This window comes from uncultured Veillonella sp. (genome assembly GCF_934230905.1).
Taxonomy (GTDB): Bacteria; Bacillota; Negativicutes; order Veillonellales; family Veillonellaceae; genus Veillonella.
Genome location: NZ_CAKQFJ010000005.1, coordinates 43297 through 57049, shown reverse-complemented (window position 1 = coordinate 57049; position 13753 = coordinate 43297). Strand labels below are relative to the sequence as shown.

Genomic DNA, 13753 nt, shown 5'->3' with positions numbered 1-13753 from the left:
CCATTTGAAATGGTTCAATGAAACACTAAAAGCTGATTCTTCGGAATCAGCTTTTTTTATTACTATATAGCATTTGTACAACGATATATAAATAGTATATTATTAAAATAGATATATTAGTGTGTTTTTTGAAGTCATGAAAAGGAGAGAACTATGATTTCTGTATTCGACACAAATCCTGTTGTTTTTGAAAGTAATGATCGTACTTTAACAATTAGTTACAATGGTGTACTTTGCAAAGATGCAAATGGACAAGTTCTAACAGACATTGATTTTGAAGATGTAAATGAGCTATATCTTATGAGATATTTAAATTCAAACGGTAATTATTCTATTCTTTTTAGAGATCACAACTGGAAAAATATGGAAGGCCAAGATTTAGATACGGACCGCAGAGAATCTAATACTGGTCACAACATTCGTGAAACAAAAGCGATTCTTACAGCCTTTGCTCGAAATAAATTGACCGCAGATTTTCCTGCGAACTTAGATACTCTTCAATTGCCATTAGACTCTTCCTTTATGGGTAAACGAGAAATTACCATTAAAAACGGCGTTATTTCTAATGGTAAGGTAGATATTCCTATTAAAGATATCCGTCGCGTAGTATGTGCATCTAATGGCACGATTAGTAAATTGTTAGTATATAAAGAAGAAAAACCTAGTTCATTCTTTAAAAAGATGTTTGACTCTCCTGATATGAAAATCACGTTGAACGCCATTACGTTACCATTATTGGAAGCTATTGTAACACGCAATACAGGCCATGGTATTGACTTTAGTCGCGGTAACGGTTTTGATCAAAAAAATTCGAACTATATCATCATTCGTTATCTTGATTCTGGCTTCTTCCTTGAAAAGGATGGTACAGCACCTACAGAATGGCAAAAAACTGCAGCTGAAGCAACAGCTAAATTTGGCTATGATGTGAAAACATTATTGGGATAAAATTCGCTAACATAGAGACTTTTGTTAAGGATCTATGTAGTGTAAAAGGCTGTATTATTAATACAGTAAATATGAAATAAAACACAAAAAGAACCGCTGGTTTGTACTAGCGGTTCTTTCGTGTATGGGGGATATTCATCTATCAAACCATACACGGTTTGATGTGAATAGGACGCGTGAATTTCTTTAGGAAATTTCTATATATCTAGGTTTATATACTATTTGAAGACTCATCTTCAAAGATAAAGCCTGTCATAGATAGGGATCCAGTATTATAGCTTTGATTAAAGATGGTAGGTTTGGACCCTGTGCTAGCGCCCATAATATAAATTAATGGGAGATAGTGATCTGGTGTTGGCACTGCGTAGCTTGCTTGAGGATGCTCGGAGTAATTGATGACAGTATTTATATCGTTTTCTAATACAGCGTTGGCAATATATTGGTCAAATTCAATCGTAGCAGGGGAGCCCAATGGATTTTCCCATTCCAAGCGTCTTAAATTGTGAACGATATTACCACTGCCCATGATGAGATAGCCCTTATCACGCAATGATTGCAACTTTTCGCCTAATTGATAGGCTTCTTTTGGGCTTAAGTACTTGTTGATTGATAGTTGTACTACGGGAATTGATGCATCAGGGAACATGTGAACTAAAACAGTCCACATGCCGTGATCAATGCCCCACGTGTCATTTATAGAAACGGCATCGCCCAGTACTTGTTGCACTTCTTTAGTTAAGCTGATATCGCCCTTTGCGGGATACACCACTTCGTACAGCTCTTGTGGAAAACCATACATATCATAAATTTGTTTTGGATTCTCTGCGCTTTGAATGTAGGTCCCATCTGTATACCAGTGAGCAGAAATCGCTAAGATAGCTTTGGGTTTGCCGTAACTATTGATTATGTTTTTGCCTATAGTTTGAAAGGTATTTGTAGTTTCTGTAGATTCTAAGACCATCATAGGACTACCGTGGCCGACGAATAATGTTGGCATGCGTTTCATAGTGTCACCTGATCTGATAAAAAATATATCGTAGTAAAAAAGATACAGTTTATATAGTAGCTTGTAAACCTATAAGGTATAGCTACTATACAAACGTGTATCTAAATGTATAGCTTAGTTTTGTACTGCTGTAAAGCGTTGGCGGCTAAATTTGTGGTTGTTGATTTCGTCTACTAAGATTTGAGCATATGTTTCGTAGGAAATATATGGTTGGCCTTCTTTATTCAAGATAACAGTTTCGTTGCCGATAACGTAATCGTTAGATTCTGCACCTTCTGCATCAAAGATTGGTGCTGGGCTAAAGAATGTCCAATCTACATTGCTGAATTTGCGCAAGATGTCGATAGCATTACCTTGAGCTTTTGCAAGGCCTAAATATTCTTCAGGGAAGTCTGGTGTATCGTATAGTTGTACTGTATGCTCTTCGTCTACATAGAGGCTACCTGCACCACCTACAACGATAAGGCGCGTATTTGTGTTAGTCAATGCTTTCACCAATAACAATGTTAAATCTGTTTGTAAATAATACGTATCTGGTGTGAAAGCACTTGTAGCATTGACTACTACATCAAATTGAGTTAATTCTTGCTTTGTTAATTGTAACGCGTCTTTTACGATGGTTGGGATGCCTTCAATAGCACCTTCGCGGCGAACAACGCCTGTTACTTGATGACCTGCTTTGAGAGCTTTTTCTACAATACGACGACCCGCGTTACCATTTGCACCGATTACTAAAATATTCATGTTGTTTCTCCTTTTTATATAAAGTGACAGACAATCAATTCTAAGCCTCCACCGCCTTAACGGCCTATGGCCTAGGCAAAGTCGTTTAGAATTAATTGTTTGTCACTTCTCTAAAATATGATTAGTGAATATGTGTTCAGCTGATGACCTCATTATATAGAGGTGCAAATATTTTGAATAGTAGAATCATTTTGGATAGGTACTTTCAAAAATGATAGAATTATGATAATTACTGATTAAAATTTTTTCAAAAAGTATTGTACCTTCAAAAAAGATACTATAAAATGCTTGTAATACTAAAATTTTGTGATATGATTTGAATAACGTAATATAAACAGAGCAGGAGGATTACAATGGCAGAACAACTCGTAAATATTCATGATTTAGTGGGTAGATGCCCCTTTGCAACGAGTCAAAAGTTATTAGCCGGCAAATGGTCTTTATTGATTATGCATGAATTAGCTGAAGGGCCGGTTCGATTCCGTGAATTAGAACGTCGTTTATATCCAATTACACAAGCCACCCTTACTAGAGCATTGCGCCAAATGGAAGATGATGGGTTAGTACATCGTGAAGTATATGGTACCATTCCGCCAAAGGTGGAGTATAGCCTTACAGAAGTAGGTGCCGGATTTAAAACCGTTTTAGCATCCCTCGAACAATGGGGGAACCAATACATTGAGTATATGAAAGCCGCTGGCCACATCTAAGAACTGCCAGCGGCATTTCTTATCTCTATTCCATGTAAACTAATTCGTATTCTTTATTATACCTAAATGTCTCTAATATACTGAGTTGAGGTAAAGCGTGCCTGGACAAAAACGACTTCGGGCTCCGCGAAGCGCAGTAGCGTGTCGGTTTTGGCCGGGCACGCTTTACTACATCTTCAACCACGTATATAGAAAAATATGGTATAATAAAGAATACGAATGATATAAATTCTCATTAGTGCAAAGGTATTGATAATTATGTTAGATGTAACTTTTCTCGCACACAGCGGTTTCCTTGTGGATGATGGTAAGCGTTGCTATGTGTTTGATTATTATAAAGATCCTAATAATATTGTTTGGCAATTAGCGAAACGTGGCCGTGAACTTTGGTTTTTTGTGAGCCATATTCATGCTGATCATTTTAACCCATCTATTACGGAGTTTGATGGCCCTCAAACGCGTTACATTTGCCATCAAGATGTGCCATTAGAGGGGAAGGTAAAAAAGTGTATTACCATGCGCCCAGGGCAAGATGCTAACCTTGATGATGTCGGTATTCATATGTATGGTAGCACTGATGAAGGTGGTTCTTTCTATGTAAAAACAAATACTGCTAATATTGACTCTGATTCTATTTTCCACGCAGGCGACCTTAATTGGTGGCATTGGCTTGGTGATACGCCAGAAAATAATGCGGATGCAAAGCGTATGGCATGGCGTGAATTTAAGGAGTTAGAAAATCTAGCTGTAGATGTGGCGATGTTCCCTGTAGATAATCGTTTAGAAGCGGCGATGGAATGGGGGGCTATTGAGTTTTTACGCCTCGTACAGGTAAAAAAAGCATTTATTCCAATGCATTTAAATGGTCCATTATGGACCCCGTCCGTATATTTCAAAGCCCTTTTTGGGGATGTGCCAATTTGGGAACCTCAAAAGGAAGGAGATGAATGTACATTCTAAATCTACTTTCACAGTTTGTAGTTTGTGAAAGTTCGTGGCCTATATGGTCACTACGTTATATGGGGAGAGTCTATATACGTAATTAAGTAAGTTAGGGTCAAGTGATGATGAAAACGAAACCAGTGGCAACCACTCTTTTGATTGTCATGGCTATTATATTTTTAATTTCATATCCACACAGGCACGATGCATTATGGGCCTTTATTATGCATGTCTCTGGGGCTGCTATGATTGGAGGTCTTGCAGATTGGTATGCGGTGACAGCACTTTTTACTAAGCCTTTAGGTATACCTTTTAAAACGGCCATCTTACCACGTAGTAAAGAGCGATTGATACAAATCGGCCGTACCATGCTCAGTGAGGAATTGCTTCGCGTACCGCAAATGTACTATGCTATTAAACGGGAACGCGTTATGATGCGTATCATCGAATATGGTATGAGTGATGTAGGGCAAAAACAGGTAAAAGAGCTCTTATATGGTGTTGGTAATCAGGTATTATCTCATATGGATATTGAGCCGATGCGTAAAGAGATTAATAAAGCTGTATATAAAGGTGTGTCTAATTGGAAGGCTACACCGCTCGTTATCCTATTCGGACGCTGTATGCTCGAACGTCATACGGCTGGGGTATTTTGGCTTTATTTTAATCGGACCTGTCAGCGTGTTATTGCATCCAATCAAGTATATCCCTATTTATATCGCGTCATGCTAGATATTATGAAAACCTATACTAAGGATTCATTTATGCGTGAGTTAGCCATTGCCTTTGGTGGTGATGGACTTTCACCAGAACGATTAGTTGATACGGTACAGAAAAAAGCAGTTCAATTTTTACAAGAAAATGAAGATATTGACTCACCATTGGGTCGTTATATATGGGGGCAAGCCATCAGATTTTTTAATAATTTGGAAACGAATACTGAATGGCAGGCTTTCATTGAAGAGCATAAGAATCAATGGGTAAAGATGGTGCTTGAAGAATGGGAAGGAAAACTAATTGATGGGGATACACTCGATTGGGTACGTCTCATGGATATTGTGCTTGAGCGATTAAATAAACTTGGCCGTGAAATTCTCCTAAATCCTGAGAAGCAGGCACCGTTTGAACGATTCTTCTTGTTGCGTAGCATTCCGTGGTTACAAAAATTGAATCCGCTCATCGATCGTGTGGTGGGAGAAGAATTATCACGTTACTCGCCAGATGAGATTACCCGTATTATACGTGGTAAAATGTATTATGATTTGCAAATGGTTCGTATTAACGGTTCTCTTGTGGGAGCTGTTCTCGGCGGATTATTCTATGTCATTACCCTCCTTATTAAGGGGGTGATTGGATGATTCGTTACATTACATCATGGACTTTGAAACAGCGGGCCAATGGTATTTTGGGCTTGATGGCAGTGCTTTACTGTGCTGTTTTTGTAGGCCAGTTCTTCTTTGGTAGTGAAAGTTGGTACCAACCGTTGTATTGGGCGGTGCAATCAGCTCTCATCGGAAGTGTGGCAGACTGGTTTGCTGTTACTGCACTGTTCCGAAAACCATTAGGGTTTCCGTATCACACAGCGTTGATTCCACGTAATAAAGAACGACTTATCAATGGCGTGATTAAGTTAGTGGAAACTAAAATGCTTACACGAGAGCGGTGCCAAGCATTGCTAGCTAACGTGCAATTTGTACCTATATTTGAAAAATTCCTACTATCTCCGGAAGGTCAACGAACAGTAAGGCTTATTATTCATCAGGGATTGCATTTGCTATGGAAATCTCAAACAAATGAGGAGTGGGCACAATGGGGTGCTAAGCGCATTCGTGCATTGTTACAAAAACATTCGCTTGTACCTGTATTGAAACACGTATTACTAGATTTATGTGAACATAATCGTTATGAAGGTATGGTTGTACAGGTTTTGAATGTGATTCAAGAGCGCATCAATCACCCTGCTATGGTTACGTGGCTGACTGCTGTTGTTGCAGAAGAGGCTCATAAGAGAAAACGTAAAGGGTTCTTTGCAGATTTTTTGATTTCTTTGTCAGAGGCTACTGATGTTGTCAATTATCATGAAATGGCTGAGGCTATCGTTAAAGAGTCGTATGCTATGCTTGAAAACTGGAAACGTCCTAATAGCCCAGAACGAACTGCGTGGCTTCGTCAGTGGGTAGATCCTATTCGCCATATAGAGAATAATCATGAGGTTTGTAATGCTCTTGATGAGGCGTGGGCACGATGGATCCATGAACAAGATTGGGAAGATATCATCGAACATCATTTATGTCCATATGTTGAGGAATTGCTGCTAGTAGGTGATGAGAATGGTGAAACACCAGCTCAAGTCCTCGTGAATATCACCTTGGAATTATGGTCTGTGTATGGTCAGTCTCAAGATTTACGAAATCGTATTGAAAGTACATTACATGATATTGCACGCTATGTGCTAGAACAAGGTTATGATCTTATCGAAACGATTATACGCCAAGTACTTGGTGGACTTAGTACTGATAAATTTATTTATTTTATCGAATCTAAGGTGGAGGATGATCTTAGCTGGATTCGTATTAATGGAGCCATTGTAGGTGCTGTGGCGGGTCTTGTTGTATGGAGTTTTTTAGAGTACGTGTATACGCCATTATTAGCCTTATTAGGTTGAATGGTTTATATTTTTTAAAATTACCTTTGATTGGGTAAAAATAAAAACACCCTTCTAAATGATAGGATGTTCTCTTTGGGAGAACGGTCATTTGGAAGGGTGTTTTTTGTACAGCGTATTGTATTATTCTATTAATGCCTCTGACAAAGGAAGGGTAATGGCGAAGGTAGTAAATACTCCTAACTCGCTTTTGGCTGTAATTGTGCCGTGATGTAAATGAACAACTTTATCTACAAAGTAAAGGCCTAAGCCAATACCGTGATTAGATTTTTTGTTTCTTGATTGCTCTGTTTGATACATACGGTTAAAAATTTGTGACAGATTATCTGGCTCAATACCAATTCCGTTGTCTGTAACTTCAATAATTAAGTATAAATTGTTGCGTTTCGCTGTAATATTGATTGTTGATTTTGTAAATTTAATAGCGTTATCAATAAGATTAGTGACAGCACGACGTAAAGATACTTCATGACCTGTAATAACTAGATCGTTATCAATATCTGCGTTGATTATAATATCTTTTTCAGTACATAATCGAGTGTAATCATGGACCATATTCTTTAACATAGTGCTTACGTCAACAGGTGCCACATTCATCTCGTAGTTGTTTTCTAATCGTGCTACGTCTAATAATTGCGATACAAGGGAAGACATAAACTTAGCTTGCTCTAAGATGTGTGTCAAACCTTCCTGCATTTCCTCTGGAGTTCGTGCATATTTGATGGCGTACTCACTTTCAGCTTGGATAACGGCGATTGGAGTGCGCAATTCATGAGATACGTCAGAACTGAATTGCTTCTCCCGATTGGAGGAATCCTCAAGACCAGACAACATGCGGTTAAATGTTGTAGTCAATTCATAGACTTCATCTTTGGCAATTTCGGGTAATTCAATACGGCGACTTAAGTCGTTGTTTTTCCCGATAACCTTTGCTGTATGTGTTAGTTTTCGCAGTGGTTTTAGGCCTTGTTTTATAAATAGATAACCACCAATGGAAGATACTAGTAAAGCTACGATATTAATAAGTAATAAACCATATAAAGTATCACCATTTTTATCGGTAATCTTTTGACTCGTAATAGCTCGTAAGAATCCGCGGTAATTTGGTGCATTGATAGGCACATCGTAATAGTAAAATGTCATACCATTGGCTTCGATTTCACCGACCTGTCCAAGCGATAAATTCGATTGGTTTGGAAATCCATCCGGTAAATAGCCTTTTGTAATTAATCCATCTTGCGTGTAAACAAGATAAAATGTGCCATCCTCATAAGGTTTAAACTTGCGAATGTCTGTAGACATAATAAGCGTTTGTTGTTGTAATCGATCCCGAATTTCTGTGCTATGTGCTGTTCCTATATAGTTATAGTAAAAAATGGACATAGAAATTAGAAGGGTACTCAAAAATAATGTGTACCACAACATAATTTTAAATGTTAGTGGAATGCGATTCCAAAGGTGCTTGAAGGCACCTGACATAGAATTAAGGTCGTGACCTTGTTCCTTAGTTTTCTGTTTTGAGGACATATCCTACTCCACGAACGGTTTGAATCAATTTCACATTTTCATCCGTGTCAATCTTTTTACGTAAATCCTTAATATATACATCAATTAGATTAGAGTAGCTTTCGTAATCGTATTCCCAAACGTGATCAAGAATTTGTTGTCGAGATAAAACAATATTTTCATTGCTTGCTAAATAGTACAATAAATCAAATTCTTTGGCTGTTAATGTGATAGCTTCGCCATCGCGTTTTACAGTACGTTGAGGAACATTGATTGTCAAAGGACCTACTTTAATATCATTTTGTGCATGACGCGCATTACGGCGTGCTAACGCATAAATACGAGCTGTTAATTCTTCAAGATCAAATGGTTTTACAAGATAGTCATCAGCGCCTGTATTAAGGCCAGTAACTTTATCTTGTAAAGAGTCTTTTGCTGTTAATAATAAAACCGGTGTTGTATTACCTTCGTTACGAATTTGTGCCAATGCACTAATGCCGTCTAAAACAGGCATCATAATATCCATAACAATTACGTCATAGCTAGATGTGTTAACATAATCGATAGCTTGTTGACCATTGAAGCATGTATCGACAGTCATATTTTCGGCACGTAAATATTTGGCTGTAATACCATTCAGCATTTCTTCGTCTTCTACAAGTAAGATCTTCATATGTTTGTTCTCCTTATGTATGATTAAATTATATAACTCTCTTTTAATACTATTTAAATACTAATCAATTTTCGTAAATCAAAATTGCAACACATTAGTATTTAAATTAATATTAACATATTTAAGCTATATTATATAACTAATTTATCTATTATCATACCTTATACAAATGGAATGAGTGAAAAATGAATGTAATAAATGCTAAAATCCTTATATATTCATATATAAATAGACCTTTTGCATGACTACATAAGTTTTATCTAGAAATATTTGATTTTATAAAATAAAGTATATCGAAGATTGCCGTATATGCATAGATAAGGGCGATTTTACTAAATTTGAAAGATGTAAAGAAAATCACAATAAAATCTTATGATAATAATTATCATAAATAAAAAGTAGACTAAAATCGAGAGGTTTTAATATATACAAGAGCAATAAAATCCGTGTATTTTTGGTAGGAATTCAAAAATATTAATAAGAGTAAATGGTATTCTTTACGTGATATAGTCGGTAAATCATAGTATTTATTGGACTTGTATAGATATCAACGTAGTAAAAAATTCGGAACCGAATCAATATAAATGATATACATAAAAATAAATAGAATTTACTTTTTACATAATTAAAATGTTCAATATTCATCATAAAAAACATGAATTGATATAGAGTATCAATTAGAGCTATTAAAATTAATTATGCATAATAAGGTTTAGACATACTCGTCAATGCTCTCTATAATTATATGTAAAGCTATAAGAAAAATCACACAAGTGTGGGGCTTTTCTTTAAGGAAAAATGATTAGGTTATCAAAAATTTTTATAAGGTTTTTGAATCTAGATAGTCTAAGAAATTTTCTTTTTATAGGTAGTTATGAGGAGGTCATTATGGAACAGTTTGATGTTCTAGTAGTAGGTAGCGGTGGCGCTGGTATGCGTGCGGCTCTTGAAGTTGGTCGTCGCAAAGGCTTAAGTGTAGCACTTATTACTAAAATTTTCCCAACCCGTTCAGCAACAGCAATGGCACAAGGTGGTGTCAATGCATGTTTGAACAATGTAGCAGCTGAAGATACAGTTGAAACACATACTTTCGATACAGTAAAAGGTTCTGACTATCTTGGTGACCAAGATGCAATCGAATTCTTCTGCTCTCGTTGTCCAGAAGGCGTACTTGAAATGGACCATATGGGTGCTCCATTCTCTCGTACAGAAGAAAATAAAATTGCGCAACGTAATTTCGGCGGTCAATCCTATCCACGTACTTGCTACTCTGCGGATAAAACTGGTCACGTAATTTTGCACACAACTTACGAACAATGCTTGAAAGAAGGCGTACACTTCTTACAAGAATGGTACCTTTTAGATCTTGTTAAATCTGCAGAAGGTCATGTTGGTGGCGCTGTAGTTTGGAACATGAAAGAAGGTCGCGTAGAACAAATTAAAGCGAAAGCAATCATCTTGTCCACTGGTGGTGCAGGTCGTATCTTCTGGACTCGTACTACAAACCCATTCCTTTCCACAGGCGATGGTATGGCAGCAGCTTTCCGTGCTGGTAATGGCTTGAAAGATATGGAAATGATTCAATTCCATCCAACTGGTCTTGGTCGTACTGGTATCTTGATGTCCGAAGCGGTTCGTGGTGAAGGTGGTTACCTTCTTAACTCTGAAGGCGAACGTTTCATGAAAAAATATGCGCCAAATAAAATGGAATTGGCATCCCGTGACGTTGTAGCGAAAGCAATCGAAGATGAAATCGCTGCAGGTCGTGGTTTCGGTTCTGGTCTTAACGCATACGTAGTAGCTGACCTTCGTCACTTAGGACCTGAAGTTATCATCGAAAAACTTCATGGTATCCGTGACTTGGCAATGTGCTTCGAACACTGCGATCCATTGACTCAACCAGTACCTATTCGTCCTACATGTCACTATACAATGGGCGGTATCGACGTAGTAGACTACAAAACTTGTGCATGTGAATTGCCTGGTTTGTTCGCTTCTGGCGAAGCTTCTTGTATCTCCATCCATGGTGCTAACCGCTTAGGTGGTAACTCTTTGGCTGACGGCGTAGTTTTCGGTAAAGTATCCGGTGCTGGTGCAGCTGACTATGCTGAAGTACATGAACAACCAAATGTAGATGCAGAATTGGCTGCAGCTGCTAAACACTGGGAAGAAAAATTCACTGAAGTAACAACTCGTGAAGGCGGTCGCCCAGTTGTAGAAATCCGCGATGCATTGGCTGATGCAATGTGGAATAAAGTAGGTATCTTCCGTAATGAAGATGGTATTACTGAAGCATTAAAAGAAATCGATCAATTGATCGAAGATTATAAAACTTGTTATGTAGGTGACCCTGAACGTACTTATAACATGGCATTCGTAAACTACTGTGAAATCGGTTCTATGTTAACAGTAGCAAAAGCTATTGCAATGGGCGCTTTACACCGTCGTGAATCCCGTGGCGCTCATATCCGTGAAGACCATCCTAAACGTAATGATGAAAGATACTTAAAACATTCTTTGATCAAATTAGGTGCAGACGGTCAATACGAATTAACTGAACGTGACGTAGTGTTCACTAAATACGAACCACAAGAAAGGAAGTACTAAGATGAGACAAATCACCTATCATATCCACCGTTACCAACAAGGTCGCGCGTTTGTACAAACTTTCAAATTCGATTACGAACCTGACCGTACAATTCTTTGGGGCCTTCAAAAAATTAAAGATACTCAAGATCCAACATTAACATTCTTGGCAGCTTGTCGTTCCGCAGTTTGCGGCGCTTGCTCCATTCGCGTAAATGGCGAAGCAATGCTTGGTTGTGAATCTAAAATTGATGAATTGACAGAACGTTATGGTACAGATGAATTAACTATCGCTCCTATCGGTAACTTCCGTGTAATCCGCGACTTAGTTGTTGATTGGGAATCTAAAGTTGATCGTTTGAAAACAGTTGCTCCTTGGATTTTCCTTAAAGCAGAATTCAACGAAGGCGACAAAATCGTTCGTCAAACTCCAGCTGATTTCAAAAAATTCGTTGCTGGTACAGAATGTATCCTTTGCGGTTGCTGCGCATCTGAATGTAACAAATTGACTGCACGTCAAGACGATTTCTTGGAACCATATGTATTCACTAAAGCTAACCGTTTCGTATTGGATAGCCGTGATGATGCACCTATGGCTCACATTCAACCTGCATTTGACAATGGTCTTTGGAAATGCGTTCACTGCATGAACTGTATCTCCCGTTGTCCTAAACACTTAAAACCTGCTCAAGATATTTCCAACATGCGTAAAGAAGCTACTAAAGCTGGTCTTACAAATAGTAAAGGCGTTCGCCATGCAGTTGCTTTCAAAGAAGATCTTTACAAAACTGGTCGCTTGAAAGAAGTTTCTATGAGCTTGAAATCTGACGGTGTTGTAGATTCCGCTAAACAAGCATTCTATGCATTACGTTTGTGGAAACACAGCAAAATTAATCCTTTCGAACTTGTAGTACCTCAAAAACCAGTTAATGGTATTGATGGTGTTCGCAGACTTATGAAAGCAGCTGAGGAGGTAAGCAAATAATGAAATACGCATTTTTCCCAGGTTGCGTTCTTGAAAGCGCTGCCAAAGAAGATTACATGGCAACTGTTGCAGTAGCTAAAAAACTCGGCATCGAACTAGAAGAACTTGACGGTTGGACTTGCTGCGGCGCATCCCACGTTCAAGATATCGCTCCAGAAATTACATTAGCTACAAATGCACGCAACATTGCATTGGCAGAAGAAAAAGGTTTGAACCTTTTAACTGTATGTAACACTTGTACTTTGATGCTTCGTGAAGCTAAAAACGAATTAGACAATAACGAAAAAGAAAAAGAAGAAGTGAATAAAAAATTAGCTCAAATCGGTAAACAATACCGCGGTACAACTGATATCACTCATTTCTTATGGGTATTGATCCGCGATTACGGTTTGGATAAATTGAAAGAAAAAGTTGTTAAACCTTTAACTGGTTTACGTGTAGCTGAATATTATGGTTGCCATATTCTTCGTCCTCAAACTGAAATGGGCTTCGAAGATTATCAAATGCCTACATCTTTAGCAGATTTGATTTCTGCTATCGGTGCTACACCAATCGACTTCTCTCGTAAACTTGATTGCTGCGGTTTCCATGCTGTATACCCTGCACATGACTCCGTAATGCAAATGACTGGCTCCATCAACAAAGATGCGGCTACAGAAGGTGCTGATTGCGTAGTAACTCCTTGCCCACTTTGCCAAATGCAACTTGATATGTTCCAAAAAGAAGCAAAAGAAGTTGTTGGCGGTGGCAAAGATATGCCAATCTTGCATATGTCCCAATTAGTAGGTCTTGCTCTTGGCATCACTCCTGAAGAAATGGGCATGCCTAAACGTCACTTAACTGATACTGCAGCAGTGACAAAATTTGTAGGTTAATTCGTTTTAATTTAGAGTGCCTCAGTTGGCTTATAAAACCTAAATTAAACCTATTATCATAATTACCGTAAAGACCCCCTGGCTATGGCTAGGGGGTCTTTATTTGATACATA

Annotated in this window: 12 protein-coding genes; 8 read left to right on the top strand and 4 right to left on the bottom strand. The window is 38.0% G+C overall.

Features of this window, described 5'->3' with window-relative positions; all coding sequences use genetic code 11:
* Positions 1-153 precede the first annotated feature (153 nt).
* Entirely contained in the window at positions 154-948 is a 795-nt protein-coding gene (locus tag Q0E20_RS02155) for an HAD hydrolase family protein (RefSeq protein WP_295995609.1), read from the top strand.
* Between the two features lie 211 nt (positions 949-1159).
* Here Q0E20_RS02155 and ygiD read toward each other — a convergent pair whose 3' ends face one another.
* Positions 1160-1954, bottom strand: coding sequence for a 4,5-DOPA dioxygenase extradiol (gene ygiD / locus Q0E20_RS02150; protein ID WP_295995606.1), 795 nt, complete (start codon positions 1952-1954; stop codon positions 1160-1162).
* A gap of 114 nt (positions 1955-2068) precedes the next feature.
* A complete protein-coding gene (locus tag Q0E20_RS02145; RefSeq protein ID WP_295995604.1) occupies positions 2069-2698 on the bottom strand; it encodes an NAD(P)-dependent oxidoreductase in 630 nt (209 codons plus the stop codon).
* Positions 2699-3051: 353 nt separating this feature from the next.
* Between Q0E20_RS02145 and Q0E20_RS02140 the strand changes: the two genes are divergently transcribed.
* The 4 genes from Q0E20_RS02140 to Q0E20_RS02125 all read left to right on the top strand — a co-directional run bounded on the left by Q0E20_RS02140 (position 3052) and on the right by Q0E20_RS02125 (position 7015).
* Positions 3052-3408, top strand: a complete 357-nt coding sequence (locus tag Q0E20_RS02140; RefSeq protein WP_295995601.1) for a helix-turn-helix domain-containing protein — start codon at positions 3052-3054, stop codon at positions 3406-3408.
* Positions 3409-3666: 258 nt separating this feature from the next.
* Positions 3667-4368, top strand: a complete 702-nt coding sequence (locus Q0E20_RS02135) for an MBL fold metallo-hydrolase (RefSeq protein ID WP_295995598.1) — start codon at positions 3667-3669, stop codon at positions 4366-4368.
* A gap of 104 nt (positions 4369-4472) precedes the next feature.
* Positions 4473-5708 (top strand): DUF445 domain-containing protein, encoded by a 1236-nt coding sequence (locus Q0E20_RS02130; protein WP_295995595.1) that lies wholly within the window; start codon positions 4473-4475, stop codon positions 5706-5708.
* Complete coding sequence (locus tag Q0E20_RS02125; RefSeq protein ID WP_295995593.1) at positions 5705-7015, top strand: DUF445 domain-containing protein; 1311 nt, start codon at positions 5705-5707, stop codon at positions 7013-7015. The genes Q0E20_RS02130 and Q0E20_RS02125 overlap by 4 nt, the downstream gene beginning before the upstream one ends.
* Positions 7016-7138: 123 nt before the next feature.
* Here Q0E20_RS02125 and Q0E20_RS02120 read toward each other — a convergent pair whose 3' ends face one another.
* Together Q0E20_RS02120 and Q0E20_RS02115 are read right to left on the bottom strand one after the other, a co-directional pair.
* Positions 7139-8542, bottom strand: a complete 1404-nt coding sequence (locus Q0E20_RS02120) for a HAMP domain-containing sensor histidine kinase (protein WP_295995591.1) — start codon at positions 8540-8542, stop codon at positions 7139-7141.
* Positions 8520-9194 carry a response regulator transcription factor gene (locus Q0E20_RS02115; RefSeq protein WP_059364265.1) on the bottom strand — a complete coding sequence of 225 codons (675 nt, stop codon included), beginning with the start codon at positions 9192-9194 and terminating at the stop codon, positions 8520-8522. Before Q0E20_RS02115 ends, Q0E20_RS02120 begins: the two co-directional genes overlap by 23 nt.
* Positions 9195-10082: 888 nt before the next feature.
* Here Q0E20_RS02115 and Q0E20_RS02110 point away from each other — a divergent pair.
* Genes Q0E20_RS02110 through Q0E20_RS02100 form a run of 3 tightly spaced genes read left to right on the top strand, consistent with a single transcriptional unit; the run spans position 10083 to position 13640 of the window.
* Positions 10083-11801, top strand: coding sequence for an FAD-binding protein (locus tag Q0E20_RS02110; RefSeq protein ID WP_295995588.1), 1719 nt, complete (start codon positions 10083-10085; stop codon positions 11799-11801).
* A 1-nt stretch (position 11802) separates the two neighbouring features.
* Positions 11803-12765 (top strand): succinate dehydrogenase/fumarate reductase iron-sulfur subunit, encoded by a 963-nt coding sequence (locus Q0E20_RS02105; protein ID WP_295995585.1) that lies wholly within the window; start codon positions 11803-11805, stop codon positions 12763-12765.
* Positions 12765-13640, top strand: coding sequence for a CoB--CoM heterodisulfide reductase iron-sulfur subunit B family protein (locus tag Q0E20_RS02100; protein WP_005378080.1), 876 nt, complete (start codon positions 12765-12767; stop codon positions 13638-13640). The genes Q0E20_RS02105 and Q0E20_RS02100 overlap by 1 nt, the downstream gene beginning before the upstream one ends.
* Positions 13641-13753 lie beyond the last annotated feature (113 nt).

Excerpts from the sequence above, each read along its gene's own strand:
- Q0E20_RS02155 (WP_295995609.1), top strand. The coding sequence starts at position 154 with ATGATTTCTGTATTCGACACAAATCCTGTTGTTTTTGAAAGTAATGAT.
- ygiD (WP_295995606.1), bottom strand. The coding sequence starts at position 1,954 with ATGAAACGCATGCCAACATTATTCGTCGGCCACGGTAGTCCTATGATG.
- Q0E20_RS02145 (WP_295995604.1), bottom strand. The coding sequence starts at position 2,698 with ATGAATATTTTAGTAATCGGTGCAAATGGTAACGCGGGTCGTCGTATT.
- Q0E20_RS02140 (WP_295995601.1), top strand. The coding sequence starts at position 3,052 with ATGGCAGAACAACTCGTAAATATTCATGATTTAGTGGGTAGATGCCCC.
- Q0E20_RS02135 (WP_295995598.1), top strand. The coding sequence starts at position 3,667 with ATGTTAGATGTAACTTTTCTCGCACACAGCGGTTTCCTTGTGGATGAT.
- Q0E20_RS02130 (WP_295995595.1), top strand. The coding sequence starts at position 4,473 with ATGATGAAAACGAAACCAGTGGCAACCACTCTTTTGATTGTCATGGCT.
- Q0E20_RS02125 (WP_295995593.1), top strand. The coding sequence starts at position 5,705 with ATGATTCGTTACATTACATCATGGACTTTGAAACAGCGGGCCAATGGT.
- Q0E20_RS02120 (WP_295995591.1), bottom strand. The coding sequence starts at position 8,542 with ATGTCCTCAAAACAGAAAACTAAGGAACAAGGTCACGACCTTAATTCT.
- Q0E20_RS02115 (WP_059364265.1), bottom strand. The coding sequence starts at position 9,194 with ATGAAGATCTTACTTGTAGAAGACGAAGAAATGCTGAATGGTATTACA.
- Q0E20_RS02110 (WP_295995588.1), top strand. The coding sequence starts at position 10,083 with ATGGAACAGTTTGATGTTCTAGTAGTAGGTAGCGGTGGCGCTGGTATG.
- Q0E20_RS02105 (WP_295995585.1), top strand. The coding sequence starts at position 11,803 with ATGAGACAAATCACCTATCATATCCACCGTTACCAACAAGGTCGCGCG.
- Q0E20_RS02100 (WP_005378080.1), top strand. The coding sequence starts at position 12,765 with ATGAAATACGCATTTTTCCCAGGTTGCGTTCTTGAAAGCGCTGCCAAA.